We start from the raw sequence: 22,497 nt of genomic DNA, 5'->3' as shown, positions 1-22,497 counted from the left end.
TGAAAATATTGGCAGTGTTTTTTATTCACGACTGATTAATATTAAAATAGGAGAGGTGAAAAAAATAATCCCTAATTGAACAGTAAAATTCAATTAGGGATTATTTAAAATAGTTTACTTAAATCAAGTCTGATTATTCAGGTTGATTTGATATTGTTTTATTCAATAAGAATCTTTTTAGTGAACTCGCCTTTTGTTGTCTCAACTTTTACAATATAAACACCTGGTTTTGTCTTTTTGATGTGTACTTGTATATTGGATTGATCTCGATTTTCTTCGATTTTCCAATTATCAACTTCAAGGGCTGCATCGTTATATAATTTTACTTTTTGAACTCTACAATCTTTAATGCGATTGTCAATATTAATATTGTTTGATTTTTGAATGTGTATGATGTCAATGTCTGCACTAGTTTCTGGTTGTGGCTGAGGTTCAGGTTCTTTAACTATTACGTCAACAGCCGGGTTGAAAAAACGCAATGAAAATCGTGTTGTATTTGTTCCTGCAATCAGATTGACTTCGTAATTTGTTCCTCGAATATTATTATAAGTACCGGTTTCGTTATCGTAAATGTAAATAGGTTGGTTTGCATCAAAATTTTCCAGATCATCAATCATAAATTTGACTTTACCTTCAGCATCTGCTTTTACACCAATAGTGTAAGAGGCATTTTTATTGAAAGTACCAACTCCTTGAATAACAAATTGATCTTCTCCAATTAGGAAAAACATGTCATTAGGAAAGTTATCCATATTGTAGGCATCATAACCAAAATCCATTTCGTCAGTAGCTTTTCCGTCTATAAACCCTAACAATATTTGTCTGTGGTAATCGTTACGAGAGTTAAAACCTAAGCGAATTTTTTTGTATTTATCTTCAACTACCACATCATTCTCATTTGAACTTGATGTTGTTAGTTTTGCAGTAGTACTCATTTTATACATAACATTGGAATTAGTAGCATCGTCTTCTTTATGAAAACTTCTTTGATTGTTATCATAAATGATTGTGCCTCCTGAACCTGCTTTTCCGATGACAAAGAAAGCTTGTCCTACTGGAATAAAGCGATTAGGAATCCCTCGTGATGGAGTTCCCAGTTTGCTAATAAAATCGACATTGGTTGATGATGGAGCCACGCCTCCTGTTAAGTTTCGAGTAGCATAACCCCCTTGATAATCTCTTAAAATGTGAGTGTTGTTAGTAGCATAGTGTTCCCAGTAATAGATGGTTCCGTTTATTGAATTTATGTTATCATTAATAAAAGCTTCGCTATCTAGTGAAGATGGATATGGATTTCCAGCTAGTAATAATTGATTATCACCTACAGAATTAGTGTTGATTAATCCGTTATTTGGTTTGCCGACAAAGGTGTAGTTTTGAGTTGTTGTGGCTGCCCCGCTGCCTTTCATAGTGTAACCTTGACCAACTCTAATAGCTGAGTTTTCATTCATTTGAACCCAATTAGCATAAGCATTGGCATAATTATCAAATTTATAAAGCCAATAACGGGCAATGCTTATTGGACTAGAAGGAGAACCATTGTAGCCGCCTATCCAAGTGATGTTTTTTGGAGTGGTTGATGTACCATCTTTCATTACACTGCTTACAGTGTAATTTTGATTATTAGCTGTTGTATTGATTGCCCCTACTGGAGAACTCCAGTAATTATAATTATATAAATTAGATTGTCCTTGTTGGTCTCTTTCTATAGAACCAAAACTGCTTACGTCTAAATCACTATCGGTTGTTTGAATTAATTGTGATTTGCCAACTAAATCTATTTTTCCATCTAACTTTAGATAGCTAGAAATCTCAATTTTGGAATTATTGGTTGCGCTTATTGTATAACTATTTACTAATAATCCTAATACGGTTTTATTATCAATAGAAGTAATGTTATGTGAGGTTTTAACAATATTCCAGTCTATTAATGTAGTACTGTCAATTCCTAAACTATTAGGAACGTCCCATACATCATAGTTGGTCCAGCTGTTATCTGTTTCCCAGCTACCATCAATTCTTGAGGTGTATGGTATAGGTGCTGTGTCAGGTTCCGGAAGGTAAATGCCTTTTAATTTACCATTGATTGCATTTATGGATTTATCCACTAAATAGCCATTGCTGACATCATTAGCATTATTCATTTGATAATAACCAGATAAATTAGTCCAGTTTAATCCACTGATGGTTTTAGGGATAATTGCTCCTTTTACATTATTGCTTCCGTCATTAATAATTTCCTGATTCATCATTTTACGAATTTGTTCTACTGTCAATTCGGTATTCCAGATGCGGAGTTCATCTATCCATCCATTGAAATAATTATAAGGAGTGTAAGTGTTTTGACTCATCGCACCTATAATAAAATCAACGCTGTTTGCTATTGGGTTCGCGCCAGAAGTGGTTTTGTCTAATATACCATCGATATATAATTTGTAATTAGTGCCATTGAAAGTAACCGCAATGTGATACCATCTGTTGGTGTCAATGCTATGTGCGGCAACAATGGAAGTGTTATTCCAATTAAAAGAAATGAGATTGTTTACTATTCTTAAATCATAGCCGTTAGTTGCGCTTGGACTAAGGTGTTTTGAAAGTATCGTTTGTGTGTTTCCATTAGTAGTATTCGATTTTACCCAAGCTTCTATACTGAAATTACCACTGTCCAAACTAAATTTGTTTTTAAAGTTGATGTTGTCATCAACTCCATCAAAATTGACGACATTACAAAGTTCAAAAGTAACAAGAGCATCATCAGTTGTGCCGCAAGTAGTTGTCCATCTTAAAGTATAGATTCCAATATTTGGACTGTAGAAAGTAGATGTTGGACTTGAGCTGTTAGAGAAAATTTCTCCACCTCCTGAAGGTCCGCTTACAATAGACCAGGTTCCACTAGCTCCAGTTGATGCATTCAATGTAACATATTCTCCTCCACAAGAAGTTGTTTGGTTAGGTCCCGCCATTGATGATAGACAGGAACTGGCATCTATAGCTACTTTAATAGAACCATCTATGGGTAAATGACAAGAGGTGGTATCATATCCCTGAAAGAAATAGTTGGTAAACGAAGATCCGGATACTGCTCCTGTACCTGTTATGGTACCAGTTTCTAAAGACACTTCGGGACTGCAACCAGCACTCAATAAAATAGCACAATCTGTTGTTACATTTAGGTTAAAGCTTAAATCGGCGTAGATGTATTCAGGATGATTTGCTGTTATGGGGAATGTGCCTAAATTCCAAATGATTGAATTTGTTCCCGAATTATAATAAGGAACATTGCTTGTAGTAAATCCATTATAGGTATGATAGGTAATATTTGTTCCTGTGCCGAAAATAGCTGTTGATGGAATAGGTATAGAAACAACGGTGTTGTTAGTAGCTTCAGTTCCTTGATTGGTAATGCTAAGAGAATAATTAATTGCCTGCCCTGGCAGCGCATTTAAAACAGTTGGATTGGTGACATTATTTATCGAATTGACAGTAATCAAGCCTTCCGGGTCTGGGATATAAGCATCTACAGACATCGCAAAACCAAAGATGGTGTAAACTTCATAGGTTGAGCCAAATCTAAAAGTTGTAGAGGTTTGGTTATTACCTATTACAGTATTCCCTGTATTTGGAATTGTAAACATACTAAAATCAACCCCAGTATTATTTTGTAAAATAGGATTACTCGTGCCTGTGGTAGGAACGGGATATATAGAAGAATTGAAAAAGTTAGAGGTTGTATTTCCAGCATGATTCAAAGTCAAATAATTAGTAGAGTTATAAGTAGTTGGATCTGCATTTAGTTTTTGTACAGCCAGGTAGTCACTTCCTGAATTAGTTGCGACATCTCCTTCGGCAGCCATGACGCCCAGTTTCATATTTACCTGTCCAGAACCTACTGTGGTAAATCCTGAAATGGGAATGTTTCCATATTCACCACCACCTGCAAGTTGTCCGTTTACATAGGCATAACCGTCAAATAGGGTCACGGCGCGGCTTTTCATTAATGGATTTTCATAAATAACTACCATTACCCATCCTCCTGAATATCCTGGGTTAGAATTGGTGCCTTCTGTCAAAGCAATATCGGCAACCGTATAGGCTCCGGGACCATGTGCTTTTACATAATCGGTGATTTCCTGATAACCAATAAAAATCCCACTTTGAGCAGCTCCGGGAAAACGGATAACAGAAGTAGCTCCACTGTTTTTTGCGGTAACTGTGGTGTATGAGGTAGCTCCCGGACCTTTTAAAGAGATTACTTTTTTGTCGTAATTTTTTGTTGTGGTCGTATAAGCTGGGATAGTTCCCGAAACATTAATTGATGCGGAAGAATCAGTTGTGTAATCGGTATTGCTTGCACTTGCTGTGTTCCTCTTTAGATTATAGATGGTTAAATTTACCGTGCCGTCTGTTATGACATAGGCAGTTGTAAATACTGCAGTAGCTATAGAACCAGATGTAGTTATTGTTACTGGAACGTTTGTTGCAGTTCCTCCATTTATAGAAAGGGTTACAGTTGAGGTATTGAAATCAAAAGTATAGGTGTTTCCATTTCCTGTAAAAGTATTGATAGGGTAACGATTGTTACCAGTTCCTCCTTTAGTTACGTTGAAACTGTAGTTTGTATTAGTGATACTTTGACCGTTAGTTACGGTTGAATTTGTATTAATGCTCTGTGTTCCACTTTGAACTTGTTTTGAAACTGAAAAAGTATCAGCATCATTTGATTTTCCTGTCCAATAGAGTCCTGCAAAAATAACGGTGGAACAGTTTTGTACAGCACTATTTTCCCCTCCATTAGAAAGTTCAAGTGTCGCCATAGAAGAATTAAAAGTGTTGGAATCACCATCTATGTCTACATATTGCATTGCATTAGCTTCGTTGTTAGTCCCGGTGGCATAATTTGTAAGGGTTAGGTTTGTGTTTCCTAACATGGTAAAATCCCCCTTAACATTATATATAGTTTTGGTCGGAGTGGCTGCTGAAGTTCTTTGCGAAAAATTAACCTGCGGTGATGTTAGTGTTTGAGCTTCTGTTTTAGTAGGAAGTCCTAAAAACAAAACGAGGAGTGTTAAATAAAAATAACAATTTGTTTTTTTAGAGTAAAAGTGTTCCATAAACTATTATTTAAGATTAGAACTATTGTGAGTATAAAGACAAATTCGTTTAACATTAAGAATGTTTTATATTGAATAAAATTACTGTCTTCCGTTTGAAATATCGATAAAAAGCAATAAATATCGATGAAATACATATTTTGTAGTATAAAAATAAGAATAAAGCTTCTTTTTTGTTTGAAATTCTAATTTAACTCTAAACTCTTGATTTTTAGTTTTGGAAGTAGATAGGGGAATTGTTGGTGATTGATTTTCTGCCAGATAGATATATAATTTTAAATTAAATCGTATCTGATTTTAGAAAAAGTAGTTAGGGAAGTATTGTTTTTTGAGCATAAATCAACGGATTAGATCTTCTAATCCGTTGATTTAATTGCCTTTAAATTCGTAGCGAAGATGGGAGTTGAACCCGTGACCTCAGGGTTATGAAAATTGAAAATTGATTTTTATTATGTTATTGATTTATAGTGTTTTATTTGGTTTTTAAAAATGGTTTTTGTTGATTTTTTTAGCTTTTCTTACTTGTTTTCCTCACTTGAGTTTGTTTATTCCTCATTTTTCTAACAGAATAGGTATTTGGTTTTGAACAGTCAAGTTTTTTGAATAGAAAACTTGATGTTTTAAAAATAAAATCATCATATGAGTTTTGAGATTTAGCAGAACTGGGGTGAAAATACCTAAAATCAAAAATGATCTCTTCGATTTTCCAGTATCCAAAAAGATTTCCAGATTAGGTTTGTCCATTTTTTGTAAAAAACGTTTCACTACCGAATCACTGACGGTGTAGGTCAAAAACTCTAATTTGTCAAGATATTCGTTGAGTTTATCTTCACCCTTATTTTAGGTTATACTACCAACAATGACCGATTTTTATTCTTTTAATAAGGCTATAAGTTTAATGACTTGCTCGTTAAATAATAGAAATTATGTATTTATAAAAATTATCGTTAGCCATAATAATTTTTTTCTATATACTCATTAAGTAACCAACAAGGTTTTCATTTTTATCCAGCCCCATTTTTTTTCTTAAACGGTGACGAGCTACTTCTACGCCTCCACTTGAAATATTCATTATTTCTGTGATTTCTTTAGTGGACATATTCATTAGTAAATAAGTAGCTAAGTCTAATTCCCGAGGTGAAATTGTTGGGTGTTTTTCTTTTAATCTTTTCAAAAAATCAAAATGAACATTCTTTATGTGTTTTTCTAAATCTTTCCAACTTTTGTCTGAATTTACCTCTTTCACAATATTTTTGTTCAATTCAGTAAGTTGGGATTAAAGTCGTTTTTAAATAATCAACAAATAAATACTTATTAGTTTAGGAATTTATTTGTTTATTTGTTTTTTATATTGAATATAAAATGCAGAATATATAATTTTAGTGTTCACATGTTTTTATTCACGGATAATTTTTGCTTAAAATAATTAACACTATAATAATAATACACTTCCCAGTTTGGGTGAAAATATTTATCAAAAAGATTTTGTAGTATCATAGAAATCGAACTGACGAAAATTATCATCAAAAACTAATTTTGCCCAACGGATTATAATACTTAAATAAATACACTCAATAAATAATTTGTTAACTATTCGATAGCTTCATGATATGTCTAATTTTAGAGCAAAAGATATAAACAACCCCGACTATAAATTGTGGGATGATTTCAGAAATGGCAATGAGAAAGCTTTTTCTGAGATTTTTAATGGACATGTACAAATGCTGTTCAGATATGGTTTGAAATTTATTTCTGATGAGGAAATGGTTAAAGATTCTGTTCAGGAATTGTTTATAAAACTATATCACAATCGTCAAAACCTTAGTCCAACTGATAATATCCGTCTTTATCTTTTCCGTGCTCTGAAAAATAAGCTCATGGATGCACTTTATTCACGTAAAGACACCATTTTGCTTTCGTCCAACATACTTCCATTCGACATTGCAAACCCCGAAGAAACAGATAAGGAAGATGATTGGGAGTTTATTATTCAAAAATCTCAATTAAATAAAGGACTAAAAGCTCTTACAGCTCGCCAGCGTGAAGCTATTTATCTAAGATACACCTTGGAAATGTCGTTAGAAGACATAAGTTCTTTGTTAGAAATGAACTATCAATCAGTTCGAAATTTGATACATCGATCAATTGAAAAACTTCGAAAAGAATTATTATTGAATCTGGTTTTGATCATTTATATTCTTTTCAATTAAATTTTATTTTCCTGAAATGTGACGAAAAATCAGAATTTTATGCTTTACATAAAATTTATCAGGAAAATTGAGTACATAAAATCAAAAGTGCCGTTACTACAGTAAAGGTTGTAAATAATGTTTAGATAAACAAAATGAAAAATCTTAATATATATAAGGAATATGAAATTGAGCAATGGTTGGAAGATGCTGATTTCATTAGTTGGGTAAAAAAACCAACTAATGAAGCAGGTGCATTTTTTACCGATTTGATGGCTAAAGATGCCCAAATAGCTCAAAAAATGACTGTTGCTGCACAAATCCTGCGGGGTATATCAACTAATGAACCTACATTGAGCGATGAATCGGTGAATCAAATATGGGAGAATGTAAAATTAAAAACAATTCAAAAACAAGCTAAACGATTTAATCTGAATTATTGGAATCGAGCAGTTTCGATTGCTGCAAGTGTAATTTTAGTTATTGGATTTTCTTTTTATTTCTTTTTTGGAATTAATAGGAATATAAATTATAAATCAATTGCTGCAAAAGTGTCTGTAGACTCAATATCGGGAATCAAGCTTTTGTTGTCAGATAAAACACATATGGTTTTATCAAACAGAACAGAAGTAGTTCTGGGTAATAATGGTGAGATGACCTTATATTCATCCAACGGTGATAGCATCACTTTTAATCATGATGAATTTTCTGAAAAGCAATTTGGGCAATTGATAGTTCCAAAAGGTAAAAGAGCGTCGATGATTTTTGCAGATGGCTCACGTATTACAGTCCGGGCTGGTAGTAAAGTTGTTTTTCCAACTATGTTTGCGCAGAATCGGCGTGAGATTTATCTTCAGGGCGAAGCTTTTTTAGAAGTCTCTAAAAATAAAAAACGTCCGTTTATTGTAAAAACTGAGATGATCAACGTTCAGGTTTTGGGAACCAGTTTTGATGTTTGTGCATATCCGAAGCAAAAAGACCAGTCAGTAGTTTTGGTTACTGGATCGGTTAAAGTTCAAGCGGGTTCTAATAATGAAACGAAGATAATACCAAATCAGCGATATTCTTTTGATAAAACCAAACGAATCAGGTCAGTTGACGAAGTGGATGTGTTTCCATATATTAGTTGGAAAGATGGAATCCTCTCATTAAATAGTGAGAATTTAAGTTCGGTACTGGATAAATTGAGTAGCTACTACGGAGTACAGTTCGATTATGATCGAAATGCACTTTCTGAAATACGGTTAACAGGAAAGCTTGATTTGAACAATGATGTTGATAATGCTTTAAAAGTAATTTCTTCAATTAGTAAAACAAAATATAGATACATAAAAAAGACAATAAAAATAGATGTAAAACCTTAATTTTAAAAAAAATGTAGAAACCAAAAGAAGAAAAAATAACCAAAAAAAGAACCGGGAAATATTGAGACTATTCCCCGGTATTGAGTGACTTTGAAAAATAAGTCTAAAACCAGAATTTTATTAATTACCAAAATCGATGTAAAACTATGAAAAATAATGCTACTCCATACATGGATATGGCAAGAATCTTTAATTCGTTGCGAATTTTCAGTGTTCTAATTACCATTTTTCTCTTGGCAGAAAATGTTTCCGCCAAATCAGCTGTATCATACAGTCAAGAAACCAATATTTCTATTAGTGTTAAAAACAAAGAACTTAAAAATGTTTTTCGAGAAATAGAGAAAAAAAGTCAGTTTATTTTTATTTTTAATGATGACATGAATGACTTATTAAAAAAGAAAGTAAGCTTAACCGTAAAGAATGAAACGGTTGATAGTATTTTGAAAAAGTTATTGGAAGGAATTGATGTTAGTTATAAATTAAGTGGCCGTCAAATAATTATCTTTAATTCGAAGACAAAAAAAAGTGAAAGCAGTAAGGATGAAAGTCAGGTACCAATTATTGTCAAAGGTATTGTAACTGACAAATTAAATCTTCCTTTAGTAGGAGTTACTGTAATTGTAGAGGGTACTAACACAGGTACTATTACGGACAATGATGGACAGTTTTCACTAAAAGTTCAAGAGGGTGCTATATTAACGTTTTCATATTTAGGTTTCAAATCACAATCTATTATGGCAGCGAAAGAAGTTTTAAAAATTGTGCTTGACGAGGAAGATAAATTATTGAATGAAGTTGTAGTTATTGGTTATGGAACACAAAAAAAAGGAGATATAACTGGTGCTATTTCAACATTAAATTCAAAGGACATAAATAAAATTTCTGTTGCTGGAGTTGATCAGGCATTGCAAGGACAAGTAGCTGGTGTTCAGGTTACACAAAGCAATGGTGCCCCAGGAGCTGGAATACAGGTACGAATTAGAGGGATAGGTACTATTGGAGATAGTGATCCATTATATGTTATAGACGGAGTACCTACAAAAGACGGAGTAAACAGTCTTAACACTAGTGATATTGAGTCGATAAGTGTACTAAAGGATGCTTCGTCTGCTGCTATTTATGGGGCTAGAGCAGCTAATGGTGTCGTACTTATTACAACAAAAAAAGGTAAGATAGGATTGACCCGAGTTAATTTTGACATGCAGTATGGAATTCAGAATGTAGCAAAAAAGCTCGACTTACTTACAGCTGATCAATATACAATGATTAGTGATGAAGCTCTGGTTAATGCAGGAAAACCAGCAGTATGGAACAATCCTGGATTAGGTAAAGGCACAGACTGGCAAGATGCTGTCTTAAGATCAGCAGTTTTTCAGAAATACGATTTTTCAGTTAGCAGTGGTAATGATAAAACGAGATATGTTTTAGGAGTTGGTCATTACAGTCAAGATGGGGTTATTAAATATTCTGATTTTACACGCTCTAACATCCGTTTTAATCTTGATTCAAAAGTAACAGATAAGTTTAAGATAGGTACTAACATTAATTTATCAAGAATTAACGAAAATCTAGTTGATACAGAAATAAGTGGAGTAGTTCGAGCAGCGATTTTTCAACCACCAACAATTCCAGTTTATAATACTGATGGAAGCTATGCTGGACCGGGAGCAAACGAAGGTGATGCTCAAAATCCATTAGGTATGGCTGAAAGGTCTGATATGAATTTAAAAAAGAATCAGCTTTTTGGAAATTTATTTATTGAATATAATTTAATACCAGATTTAATTTTTAAATCAAGTTTAGGATTAAATATTTATTCAAGTCAGTCAAAAGATTTCAATCCAACATTTTCTGAAGGTAATGCAAATCGTACGATAAATTCACTTTCTCAAGGAACTGTTAATTATTCAGATATTACATGGGAAAATACCATAAATTATTCCAAGGAATTTAATCAAAAACACAAGGTAAATCTCTTGGTTGGGAATACTCTTGAAAGTGTTAAAACAGATCAACTGACTGGTTACAGAGAAAGTTTTTCCAATAACGATGAATATTTACAATATCTTAATGCAGGTTCGGCTAACGACCAATCACGTGGGAATTTAACAGAATGGTCTCTTGCTTCATTCTATGGAAGAGCAAATTATAGTTATTTAGATAAATATTTAATCTCAACAAATGTTCGTATCGATGGATCATCCAGATTCGGAAAAACCAATCGATGGGGAGTATTTCCTTCTGTATCTGCAGGTTGGAGGATTTCAAAAGAATCATTTTTTAAGGTGCCATTTATTGATGATTTGAAACTAAGGGGATCGTGGGGACAATTAGGTAATCAGGATATTGGTTTATATGCTTTTTCAAGTGTAATGGCTCAATCATTCTATACTTTTGGCAACCCTCAACAGTTAAATGTATCTTATGCTCCGGCATCAGATTATAACCCTGACGTAAAATGGGAAACTACAACGCAAACAGATTTAGGAATAGATTTAGAGTCATTTAATAGTAAGTTGAGTTTTTCTGCTGACTATTATTATAAGAAGACATCGGATATGCTTTTAATCCTTCCTCAGGCTATGACATCAGGATTTAGTACTACCGGCTATGAAAATGTTGGTTCTATTGAAAATAAAGGACTTGAATTTCAGTTCACATGGAGAGACAATATAGGGGATTTTCAATATAGTTTTGGTGCTAACCTTGCCACTCTTAAAAACAAAGTGTTAAGTTTAGGTTCAATGGGAAAACCAATAAACTCAGGACTGTTCTTTGATTTGTCAACTCGTACTGAAGTTGGGCATTCAATTCGTGAATTTTATGGATACGTTACTGATGGAATATTTCAAGATCAGACTGAGATCAATGCACATGCAACACAGCCTGGTGCTGTTCCTGGTGACATCAGGTTTAAAGATTTGAATAATGATAATAAAATAGACAGTAATGACAGGACTTTCATTGGTAACCCTTATCCAGATTTTTATTATGGAATAAACGCTTCCTTCGCTTATAAGAATTTTGATCTTTCGTTACTATTTCAAGGTCAGCAAGGAAATGATGTCTACAACGGTACAAAATTTTGGCTTACCAACTCAGGATATAATTTTAATAAGGGAACCCAGATTCTTGACCGATGGACAGGTCCCGGTACAAGTAACTCTGAGCCACGTGTTACTACAATTGATTCAAATCAAAACTCAAGAGCATCTGACCGTTATATTGAGGACGGATCATATCTGCGTTTGAAAAATGTGCAACTAGGGTATACCTTACCTGAAGACCTTCTAAAAAAAGCAGGAATCACTAAAGCAAGGATATACTTTTCAGGACTTAACCTGTTGACTTTTACCAAATATTCTGGCTATGATCCAGAAGTTGGTATGTCTCGTTCTTGGGACAGAACTATAGGTTTTGATGAAGTAACCTACCCTCAAAATAAATCTTACAATATAGGGGTAAATCTAACCTTTTAACAATTTTAAAATATTATCGAAATGAAAATCAATAGAATAATATCCGCATTATTACTATGCATTGTGCTATTAGTTACAATGTCATGTGAAGATTATCTGGATAAATCACCTAATGGGGTTATATCTAATACTAGTTTTTATAAATCCAAAAATGATGCAATAGCCGCAGTTAATGCTAGTTATACTATACTTCAGGATTTCTGGCTTGAAAACGCTGCATTTGAAAAAGACATCATTTCTGATGATGCCGTTAAAGGACATGGTGTCGACTTTTCAGCACTTACCAATCTGGAAAATTTAAATCCTTTTCCCACAGATGGGGTTATTAGCTCACTTTGGGGGGACTATTACAGGGGTATTCTAAAATGCAATCTTGTTTTGGATAATGTTCCTAACATACAAATGGATCAAAATACTAAAGACCGTATTCTAGGAGAAGCTTATTTTCTAAGAGCCTTTTATTATTACAACCTTGCAATTCGTTGGGGGGGAGTGCCACTGGTTAAAACAACCATAAATGCAGATAAAACTCCTTCAAGAGCTACAATTGAAGAAACATGGGCTTTTATGGAGGAGGATCTAACTAAAGCAATTGAAAAACTTCCCCAAAAGAGTGAACTTAGTAGTGAAAATATTGGAAGAGCAGATAAAGGTGCTGCACAATCATTACTTGGAAACGTATATCTTTTTCAAAAAAAATGGCAGGATGCTTTTAATGTATTTCAGCAAGTAATTAACTCGGGGGAATACAGTCTCCAGCCAAATTTTGGGGATTTGTTTAAACCAGAATTTGACAATGGAGTAGAAGTGGTTTTTGAAACACAGTATAAAGGTGGAGCACCATTTGACTTCAGTAATGGATTCAATTTTTGGGTAAGACCTAGAAATGGAAGTACAATATTTGGTTTAGGTTTTTGTATGCCTACTCAAAATTTGGTAGATGAATTTGAAGTTAATGACCCAAGATTGAAATATACAGTTATTCGTGATGGTGATATTATTTCTGATGAGGTGAAAGACTTTCCCTTTAAAAAAGAATGGGCTCCGGAAACTGGTATGAATTGCGGAAAATATGTTGTGGGGATTCCGGTAGGCAATCTAGCAGAACGTCACGAACAGAATTTAAAAAATATTCGGTATGCAGAAGTACTTTTAGGTTATGCAGAAGCTGCTTTTCAAATTGGAAATAAATCCGAAGCTGTTGCCAAAATCAATATGGTACGTGCCCGTGCCCGTGGAACAAATTCAGGTATTCTTCCTGATGTTACAATCGCGAATGATATTTTTGCAGCAATTATTCATGAACGCAGGGTTGAACTTGCATTGGAAGGTAAACGATATTTCGACCTTGTTAGATGGGGACTAGCCGAACAGAAACTTGGTGCTAAAGGTTATAAAGCAGGAAGGAAAGGGCTATACCCTATTCCACAGGGAGAATTGGATACTAATCCGAACTTAAACCAAAATCCAGGATATTAGTATTTAGAATAATAACTGATTGCATTTCTAGCTTTCAGATTTTTAAAATATAAATTTCAATTAAATTGAGTAGGAGAAACGGGATTATTTTCCCGTTTCGACTTCTCATATATTTCCGTAAGTGCCATTCGGCATACTTCGTGCTATAATTAAGAGTCAGAAATTATTTATGCGGAACCTGAACTCAAAAGGGCTGAAAATACGGTCTTACTTTCCTAATAGCTTAAAATTTATAAAAACAATCAAAATTCATTTGTGATGAAAAAAATAATGTTTGCAATTCTATCATTAATTTCTACAGTTGTCATTGGGCAGCAAGATGGTTGGAACATCTCAACGACAAATTCAGAAAATTATACAGGAATTGTTCTTTCAAACGGTCAATTGGGTATTCTACCCTCTGAACATGTTTTTGGAATCAAACACATAGTCTTAAATAATATATATGATTCAGACGCCGATTTAGAGATTAGTCGAATTTCACAAGGGATGAATTTCGGAAATATTGAGATGGAAATAGACGGAGAGAAAATTACAGATGCAAATATTAGTAATTGGAATCAAACGCTTAATATGAAGGAAGCTAAATTAACCACATCTTTTACATTTAAAGATAAGGCCACAATATATTATACGATATATGCCCTTCGAAATGTCCCAAATGCGGGCTACATAGATATTAAAATTGATGCAAATAAAGAAATTTTAACTAAAGTAACAGGGAAAATCAGTACACCTACGACTGATTATCAAAAGCCTAGAAATACATACAAAATTTTAAAAGATTTAGAAACAAGTATGCCGATTCTTCAATCGGTGGCTTTTAGTTCTTTTAAAAAACATAAGGTCAGCACATCGGCTACTTTTATTTGGCATAATATCAACTCATCAAGTGAGAGCGAACGACCTGAGTTAACCCATTCAACATCTTCAGAGTGGGATAATTGTCTATCATTTGAAAAGAAAATCAGTAAAAATTCTTCTCTGGAATTCGCTTGGGCTGCTGTTGAATGTACTGACAAGGATTTTGCTGACCCAAAATCAGAGAGTGAACGGATTACTATATTCAACTTGTTAACTTCTAAAGAGACACTACTACAACAACATAAATATCTTTGGAACACTCTCTGGGGAGGTGATATCATAATTGAAGGCGATTTACAGGCTCAACAAGATGTACGTCTGGCTTTATATCATCTGTATTCGTTCGGAAGAGGAGATAATGATTTGAGTATTGCCCCAATGGGACTTTCAGTTCAGGTTCCATACAATGGGCATATTTTTTGGGACTCCGAATTATGGATGTTCCCCCCTCTTTTAATGTTCAATCAGGACATTGCCCGATCGCTTGTAAACTACAGATTCAAACATTTGGACGCAGCAAAAAGAAAAGCAAAAACATATGGTTACTTAGGAGCAATGTTCCCTTGGGAGAGTGATGATACTGGAGAAGAAGTAACCCCACCTTTTGCATTGACAGGTACTTTTGAGCATCATATAACAGCTGATATTGCCATTGCATTTTGGAACTATTACAGAGTTACCAACGATAAAGCATGGTTAATGGAGAAAGGATATCCAGTATTAAAGGAGGTGGCAAATTTTTGGGTGAGCCGTGCTGTTAAAAATAGCGATGAAAGTTATTCAATTAAAAATGTTGTCGGTGCTAATGAATTTGCAGCTAATATCGATGATAACGCATTTACAAATGGTTCAGCCATCACAGCATTAAATTACGCAACACTTGCCGCAACAGAATTAGCTATTAAAGCCGATCCTGAATGGAAAAAAGTAGCTGATAGGATTGTAATTCACCATTTTAAAGATGGAACGACTATGGAACACAGCAAATATGCCGGAGATCAAATTAAACAGGCGGATGTGAATTTATTATCTTATCCTTTGGATATTGTTAAAGACAGGCAGCATATACTAAAGGACCTAAAATATTATGAGCCAAAATTATCTATTGAAGGCCCAGCAATGGGTAAATCTGTTTTTTCAATAATATACGCAAGGTTGGGCGATGCTAATAATGCCTATCGACTGTTTAAAGAAAGTTATGAGCCTAATAGACACGCTCCTTTTGGAGCACTTTCAGAAACCGCCACAGCAAATAACTCCTATTTTGCTACTGGTGCAGGAGGTATGTTGCAGGCAGTTCTGTTTGGTTTTGGAGGATTGCACATTACAGATAAAGGTATAATTCAAGAAACCCCTTGCTTACCAAAGCAATGGAAGAAGCTTGTACTAAAAGGAATTGGGCCTAAAAAAGAAACATTTGTTGTAACACATTAGTCTAAGGCAAATAAAAAATCAAGTAAAGTAGGAAAAATATAATTAGTTTGGTTGATTGTGTTGGTTTTATTTGCCTCATTCGTCAGAAATGTCAAATGAGGCTTAAACCAACATGTTTAAATATCTTTTTTTTATTACACCTAATGTACTTGATTATAATCAATTACTTAATTGATCAAATTCTATAGCATAGATAGTAATAAATAAAAAATAAAAACAGTCTTGTTTTGTCTTATTATTGGAGTAGGACTACAGATAAATATAAACTAATAAAGCGATTTATTTAGACAACTCGCAGCCAACATAAATACGGCTAAAAGATGCTCTTTCTCACATAACGCTGGAAGAAAAAAGGACAATGTTTTCATGCATAATCTAAATTTAGTATTTCAGGAGTTGAAAGACTCTGTGTTTTAAAATTAATATCGGCATCTTAAAAAAAAAATAAAATAACAACTTTGTAGAAAAACATAAATCATACCCAATACGAGCTACAAAGATTAACAATAATAATGCTCACACAAAACTTTGGTTAATAGTTTGGTTAATTTGTGTAGTGGAATGGCCCATTCTCTTTTGATTATGGGTCATTTTTATAAAATAATTTTCTAATTAGAATAACTATATCACACCAAAAGCTAATTAGTAATCAAACATTTATTTTTTAATCTTAATTAAGGAGAAAATAGTGTTTTGGAGCATATCTTTTTCATTTTTTTTATAACAAACTATAAAACTTAAATTCATGCTTATGAATATTTTAAAAAATAAATTATTACTACTATTTTTTTGTACAATGATAGTTGTAACTGTTAATGCCCAGGATAGTAATAACTCAAAATCTGTAGAAGCTAAAATAGAAAGTATAATTTCCTCATTAACTATCGAGGAAAAAGTGGCCATGTGCCATGCACAATCTAAGTTTAGTACCCCAGGAGTTGAAAGACTTGGTATTCCCGAATTATGGATGTCTGACGGTCCTCATGGGGTTCGCGGAGAGATTAATTGGGATAATTGGGGTTATGCCGGATGGACTAACGATTCTATAACTGCATTTCCTGCATTGACTTGTTTAGCAGCAACATTTAATCCTAATTTATCTAAAGATTATGGAATAAGTATTGGTGAAGAAGCTCGTTACAGAAAAAAAGAGGTGTTGTTAGGTCCAGGTGTAAATATTTATCGATCTCCTCTAAATGGTCGAAATTTTGAATATATGGGAGAAGATCCGTTTTTGGCTTCGAAAATGGTAGTTCCATACATTCAAGGTGTTCAACAAAATGGAGTTGCAGCTTGTGTAAAACATTATGCACTCAATAATCAGGAATTATGGAGAGGTCATATCAATGTTGAAGTAAGTGACAGAGCCTTACACGAAATTTATTTACCTGCATTTAAAGCTGCTGTTGAAGAAGGAAAGGTTTGGTCAATCATGGGGTCATATAATCAGTTTAGAGGACAATTTTGCGGTCATAATAACATATTATTGAATACGATACTAAAGAAAGATTGGAATTTTGACGGCGTTGTAATATCCGATTGGGGTGGTGTACATGATACAAAACAAGCGGCTCTTAATGGTTTAGATATAGAAATGGGAACTGGTACAGATGGTTTAACATCATCTACGAAAAATGCTTACGATTCCTATTATCTGGCTGATCCTTTTTTAAAATTACTTAAAAGCGGCGAAATTAAGGAAGAAGTTGTAAACGATAAAGTTAGAAGAATTTTACGACTAATGTTTCGTACCAATATGAATCCAAATCGTCCTTTTGGAAGAATGAATAATCAGGAACATATAGATGTTGCCAGAAAAATTGCGGGTGAAGGCATTGTGTTATTAAAGAATGAGTCTTCTTTCTTTCCTGTTAATGCCTCAAAAAAGATAACAATTGCAGTTATTGGTGAAAATGCTACCAAATCAATGACAGTTGGTGGTGGCTCATCTGAATTGAAAGCCAAAACCGAAATCTCTCCGTTAGAAGGGTTGAAAAAACGATATAAAAACGCAACTATAATTCACGCAATGGGTTATGCCTCAGGTCCTTCGGCCTATGACAGGGTTATTCCTTCAGGATTAGATGAAAATAAACTAAAACAAGAAGCAATTGAAGCAGCTTCAAAAGCAGATATGGTGTTGTTTTTTGGCGGGTTAAATAAAAACCATCTTCAAGATTGTGAAGGTTCGGATAGAAAAGAGTATAAGTTGCCATTTGGACAAGATGAATTATTAAATGAGATTTTAAAAGTTAATCCAAATACAGGAGTTGTATTAATAAGTGGAAATGCTGTTGAAATGCCCTGGATCTCTAAGGTCAAAGCCTTAATGCAGGCTTGGTATCTGGGTAGTGTTGCCGGTGATGCGATTGCCGATGTGATTAGTGGAGATGTAAATCCTTCAGGAAAACTGCCTTTTTCATTTCCTAAAAAATTAAGTGACAATGCGGCACATTCTTTTGGAGAATTGAGCTATCCCGGAGACAGTATCAATCAATATTACAAAGAAGATATTTTGGTAGGTTACAGATGGTTTGACACCAAGAAAATCAAGCCCTTATTTGCTTTTGGAGAAGGAAAGTCTTACACAACCTTTGAACTTTCTAAATTGGATACAGACAAGAAAGAATATGCAAAAAACGAAGCGATTTTAATTTCAGGAAATGTTTCTAATACAGGAAACAGGGATGGTTCAGAAGTAGTACAAGTATATATTGGAAAACTCAATTCTAAAGTTAAAAGAGCTGAAAAAGAGTTGAAAGGTTTCCAAAAGATTGCAGTTAAAAAAGGTTCAACCGCTGCTGTTTCAATTTCGATTGATGTAAATAGTTTGAGTTTTTATGATGAATCCATTTCAAATTGGAATCTGGAAAAAGGTGATTATTTAATTTATGTAGGGAATTCATCAAATACTATTTCGAAAAAAATAAAAATAACAATCAAATAATTAAAGATAGCATATTGAATACTTATTTATTCCTTATGAATTTTTAAAAAGGGTAGCATGAATCACAGGCAAAATGCAAAACATTATGTGACGGTACATTAAAAATAAAATATAATATGAAAGCAACAATTTCCGTGCTGATTTTACTAGTTTCATTTAGTATATATTCTCAGCAGAAAGGCAAAATACAATCGAAGCCCTTTTCAACAAAAGACAAAACAGTTAGCGTTTATACTACGGCAGATAACACAAAATTAAGATTGACGCTCACAGATAAGTTAGTTCTCACAGCATCTAAGCAACCTTTAGAATACGAAGTCTCTGTTTTTGTTGAGCCTAAAAAAACCTTCCAAACCCTTTTGGGTATTGGAGGTGCAATCACCGATGCCAGTGCTGAGGTTTTTGCAAAATTGCCCAAAGACAAGCAACAAGAACTTTTGAATGCTTATTATGATAAAGAAAAAGGAATTGGTTATTCATTGTTAAGAACAACTATTCACAGTTCTGATTTTAGTAGCGAAAGCTATACTTATATCAAAGAGGGTGATGCTGCTTTGAAGACTTTCAATATTGATCATGACAGACAATATCGTGTTCCAATGATTAAAGAAGCCATAAGAACTGCTGACGAAAAATTAACAATTTATGCATCACCATGGAGTCCACCGGCTTTTATGAAAAGCAATAATAATATGCTAAAAGGAGGGACATTACTACCAGAGTATTACCAGTCCTGGGCAAATTATTATACAAAATTTATCAAAGCGTATGAAAAAGAAGGAATCCCAATTTGGGGGCTTACAGTTCAAAATGAACCTATGGCAGTTCAAACTTGGGAATCTTGTGTGTATACCGCTGAAGCTGAAAGAGATTTTCTGAAAAATTTTCTTGGACCAACAATGAATAAAGAAGGTTTGGCAGACAAGAAAATTATAGTTTGGGATCACAATCGTGATTTAATGAATCAGCGGGCAAATGTTATTTTTTCAGATCCGGAAGCTTCAAAATATGCTTGGGGAATGGGATTTCATTGGTATGAATCTTGGACAGGTGGAGCACCAATGTTTGAGAATGTTCGTAAAGTTAAGGAGGCTTATCCAACTAAAAATTTATTGTTCACTGAGGGGTGTGTTGAAAGTTTTGATGCCAAGAAATATCAATTTTGGGCAAACGGTGAACGATATGGTACTTCTATTATTAACGATTTCAATAATGGAACAGTAGGCTGGACCGATTGGAATATTCTTTTAGACCAAAACGGAGGGCCTAACCATGTGGGTAATTTTTGTTTTGCGCCAATTCATGCTGATTTGAATTCAGGAGAATTAATTTATACGCCTTCGTATTATTATATAGGTCATTTTTCGAAATTTATTCGTCCTGATGCCAAAAGAGTCAGTACAGCTGTGAGCAGAAGCAGTTTGTTAAGTACTTCATTCCTGAATACAGACGGAAAAATGGTTACTGTGGTAATGAATCAATCTGATAAAGAGATTACGTATAATTTGATTATAGCTTCAGAAAAAACAGTGGTCGTAATTCCTGCTCATGGGATTCAAACATTAGTTTATTAATTAATTTAGGGTTTCTTTGGTCGGGGATTAGTTTTGATGAAAAATAAAAACACAAATAAATTTGTTTTTTAAGCAGTTCTTTTGACTTGTAGTATATAATTTGGTGAAATAAACTAAATTAAAAGTGTTTAAAAATGCTAAATATAAATGGATATGTTTTTTTTAATGCTGCCGCTCCGACCAAAATTCTTTCTGTAAAAACAGAAGAGATTTTTTTATTGTAACATAGTAAAAACTGATTGTTGAAAATCAATAAATCCGCATTGTCATTTCTGTTACTGATTTTATGAAAAAATAAAGTGGTAAAAGATTTGACGCTGTTTGTAAATACCATTATAATATGATGAAAATTAATTTAAAAAATCCTAATAATCTAAGAACTGCTAAATTGATAGCTTTTAGCTTAATCATCAATCTTTGCGCTTTTACAGGTTTTGGACAGCCTTATGCCAATACATATGTAAAAAATAACTTAGTTGAGCAGAATCTTTATATAGGGATGACTAGCGACACCTCTTTACCTCCCGACTTTGTTGAAGCAAAGGAACGATTGCCGGAGCCTTTTTGGAGTGTTAGACCTGATGTAATAAAATGCTATTGGAGAACATGGAAAATAGCTTTTTCAAATCTTAAACAGGTCAATAAAAATAGTGGTTTTGTTTCACCCTTTATTGATCCTGCTTTTAATGGGAATATTTTTATGTGGGACTGTAGTTTTATGACCATGTATGGCAAATACGCCAAGCCTGTATTTAACTTCCAAAATACATTAAATAACTTTTATGCAAAGCAACATAGTGATGGATTTATATGTCGTGAAATAAGAGAGAGTGATGGTAGCGATTGTTTTGAACGATTTGACCCTTCCAGCACCGGTCCTAATATTATGCCATGGTCGGAATGGGAGTATTTTTTAAATTATAATGATACCAATAGATTAAAAAAAGTTTTTCCCGTACTCCTGGCTTATTATGAGTGGTTTCATACCTATCGTTCCTGGCCTGATGGAACCTATTATTCAAGTGGATGGGGTTGTGGAATGGATAACCAACACCGAATGGACAAAAACTTTAACGCAGCATGGAGTCACGGATTTTTGTCATGGATTGACACTTCATTTCAAGAAGTTTATTCGGCAAAAATACTTATCGAAATGGCCAAGGTACTGGGGCGTGAGAACGATGTTATTGAGATTAAAAATCAAACTGACAAACTCTCCAATCAAATAAATAATTATATGTGGGATGAAAAAGATAGATATTATTTTGACAGATTTAAAAATGGAGAGTTAAGTAAAACTAAAAGTATAGCATCATATTGGGGATTATTAGCGGGTGCAGTTCCGGAAAATAGAATTAATGATTTTGTTAAACATCTTCAGGATACTTCAATGTTTGCACGTAAGCATATGATTCCAACCCTATCAGCCGACGACGCAAATTTTGATCCCAGCGGAGGGTATTGGAATGGAGCCGTTTGGGCTCCTACCAATTATATGGTATTACGTGGTCTCACTAAATACGGCTTCGATTCATTGGCCTACCAGATAGCGATTAATCACCTGAATAATGTTGTGGAAGTATTTGATAAGACAGATACTCTTTGGGAAAATTATGCCCCAGACAAAGTGCAAGGGAATGACCATTCAAATTTTGTTGGCTGGACTGGTTTAGTCCCAATCAATGTATTATTTGAATACGTATTTGGCATACGTCCTAATGTACCAAATAATGAATTAATAATTGATGTGAACTTAACTGATGAATATGGGGTTAAGCATTATCCTTATGGTGAAAATGGAAACATTGACATACAATGCAAAAAACGAAAAAATACACTGGAGAAACCATCTATGATAATTACTTCAAATGTGCCACTTAAATTAATTGTAAAATGGTCGGGAGGGAAATTTGTTAAAGATATTAATGTGGGAAAAACAATTCTTAAATAATCTACAAACAAGTATCAGGGCATAATTACAGCACATAAAGCATCTCTGGTGTAACATTAATATTTATAACCAAATCAAAAAAAGCTTTCTCTCAAATAAGCTTTA

At 33.7% G+C, this 22,497-nt stretch carries 10 protein-coding genes; 8 read left to right on the top strand and 2 right to left on the bottom strand.

Features of this window, described 5'->3' with window-relative positions; genetic code table 11:
- Window positions 1-158: 158 nt before the first annotated feature.
- Window positions 159-5,111, bottom strand: coding sequence for a LamG domain-containing protein (locus EOD40_RS06760; protein WP_128194132.1), 4,953 nt, complete (start codon window positions 5,109-5,111; stop codon window positions 159-161).
- Between the two features lie 967 nt (window positions 5,112-6,078).
- Window positions 6,079-6,372, bottom strand: coding sequence for a helix-turn-helix transcriptional regulator (locus EOD40_RS06755; protein WP_231129590.1), 294 nt, complete (start codon window positions 6,370-6,372; stop codon window positions 6,079-6,081).
- A gap of 349 nt (window positions 6,373-6,721) precedes the next feature.
- On the opposite strand from EOD40_RS06755, the gene EOD40_RS06750 reads away from it, so the two are divergent.
- From EOD40_RS06750 to EOD40_RS06715, 8 genes are all read left to right on the top strand, one after another.
- A complete protein-coding gene (locus tag EOD40_RS06750) occupies window positions 6,722-7,321 on the top strand; it encodes an RNA polymerase sigma factor (protein WP_128194131.1) in 600 nt (199 codons plus the stop codon).
- A 134-nt stretch (window positions 7,322-7,455) separates the two neighbouring features.
- A complete protein-coding gene (locus EOD40_RS06745; protein ID WP_128194130.1) occupies window positions 7,456-8,664 on the top strand; it encodes a FecR family protein in 1,209 nt (402 codons plus the stop codon).
- Window positions 8,665-8,810: 146 nt separating this feature from the next.
- Complete coding sequence (locus tag EOD40_RS06740; RefSeq protein ID WP_128194129.1) at window positions 8,811-12,143, top strand: TonB-dependent receptor; 3,333 nt, start codon at window positions 8,811-8,813, stop codon at window positions 12,141-12,143.
- Window positions 12,144-12,164: 21 nt separating this feature from the next.
- On the top strand, window positions 12,165-13,622 hold the full coding sequence (locus tag EOD40_RS06735) for a RagB/SusD family nutrient uptake outer membrane protein (RefSeq protein ID WP_128194128.1): 1,458 nt from the start codon (window positions 12,165-12,167) through the stop codon (window positions 13,620-13,622).
- Window positions 13,623-13,880: 258 nt separating this feature from the next.
- On the top strand, window positions 13,881-15,920 hold the full coding sequence (locus EOD40_RS06730; protein WP_128194127.1) for a glycosyl hydrolase family 95 catalytic domain-containing protein: 2,040 nt from the start codon (window positions 13,881-13,883) through the stop codon (window positions 15,918-15,920).
- Window positions 15,921-16,671: 751 nt separating this feature from the next.
- Window positions 16,672-18,867: a beta-glucosidase family protein gene (locus EOD40_RS06725; protein ID WP_196781421.1), complete on the top strand. Its 2,196-nt coding sequence runs from the start codon at window positions 16,672-16,674 to the stop codon at window positions 18,865-18,867.
- 116 nt (window positions 18,868-18,983) lie between these two features.
- Window positions 18,984-20,441, top strand: a complete 1,458-nt coding sequence (locus tag EOD40_RS06720) for a glycoside hydrolase family 30 protein (RefSeq protein WP_128194125.1) — start codon at window positions 18,984-18,986, stop codon at window positions 20,439-20,441.
- 340 nt (window positions 20,442-20,781) lie between these two features.
- Complete coding sequence (locus EOD40_RS06715; protein WP_128194124.1) at window positions 20,782-22,392, top strand: MGH1-like glycoside hydrolase domain-containing protein; 1,611 nt, start codon at window positions 20,782-20,784, stop codon at window positions 22,390-22,392.
- Window positions 22,393-22,497 lie beyond the last annotated feature (105 nt).

Source organism: Flavobacterium sufflavum (genome assembly GCF_004016525.1).
Taxonomy (GTDB): Bacteria; Bacteroidota; Bacteroidia; order Flavobacteriales; family Flavobacteriaceae; genus Flavobacterium; species Flavobacterium sufflavum.
Note: the sequence above shows the minus strand (reverse complement) of the source record. Positions and strands in the feature narration are given on the sequence as shown.

Coding starts and splice junctions, on each gene's coding strand:
- EOD40_RS06760 (WP_128194132.1), bottom strand. CDS start 5,111: ATGGAACACTTTTACTCTAAAAAAACAAATTGTTATTTTTATTTAACA.
- EOD40_RS06750 (WP_128194131.1), top strand. CDS start 6,722: ATGTCTAATTTTAGAGCAAAAGATATAAACAACCCCGACTATAAATTG.
- EOD40_RS06745 (WP_128194130.1), top strand. CDS start 7,456: ATGAAAAATCTTAATATATATAAGGAATATGAAATTGAGCAATGGTTG.
- EOD40_RS06740 (WP_128194129.1), top strand. CDS start 8,811: ATGAAAAATAATGCTACTCCATACATGGATATGGCAAGAATCTTTAAT.
- EOD40_RS06735 (WP_128194128.1), top strand. CDS start 12,165: ATGAAAATCAATAGAATAATATCCGCATTATTACTATGCATTGTGCTA.
- EOD40_RS06730 (WP_128194127.1), top strand. CDS start 13,881: ATGAAAAAAATAATGTTTGCAATTCTATCATTAATTTCTACAGTTGTC.
- EOD40_RS06725 (WP_196781421.1), top strand. CDS start 16,672: ATGAATATTTTAAAAAATAAATTATTACTACTATTTTTTTGTACAATG.
- EOD40_RS06720 (WP_128194125.1), top strand. CDS start 18,984: ATGAAAGCAACAATTTCCGTGCTGATTTTACTAGTTTCATTTAGTATA.
- EOD40_RS06715 (WP_128194124.1), top strand. CDS start 20,782: ATGATGAAAATTAATTTAAAAAATCCTAATAATCTAAGAACTGCTAAA.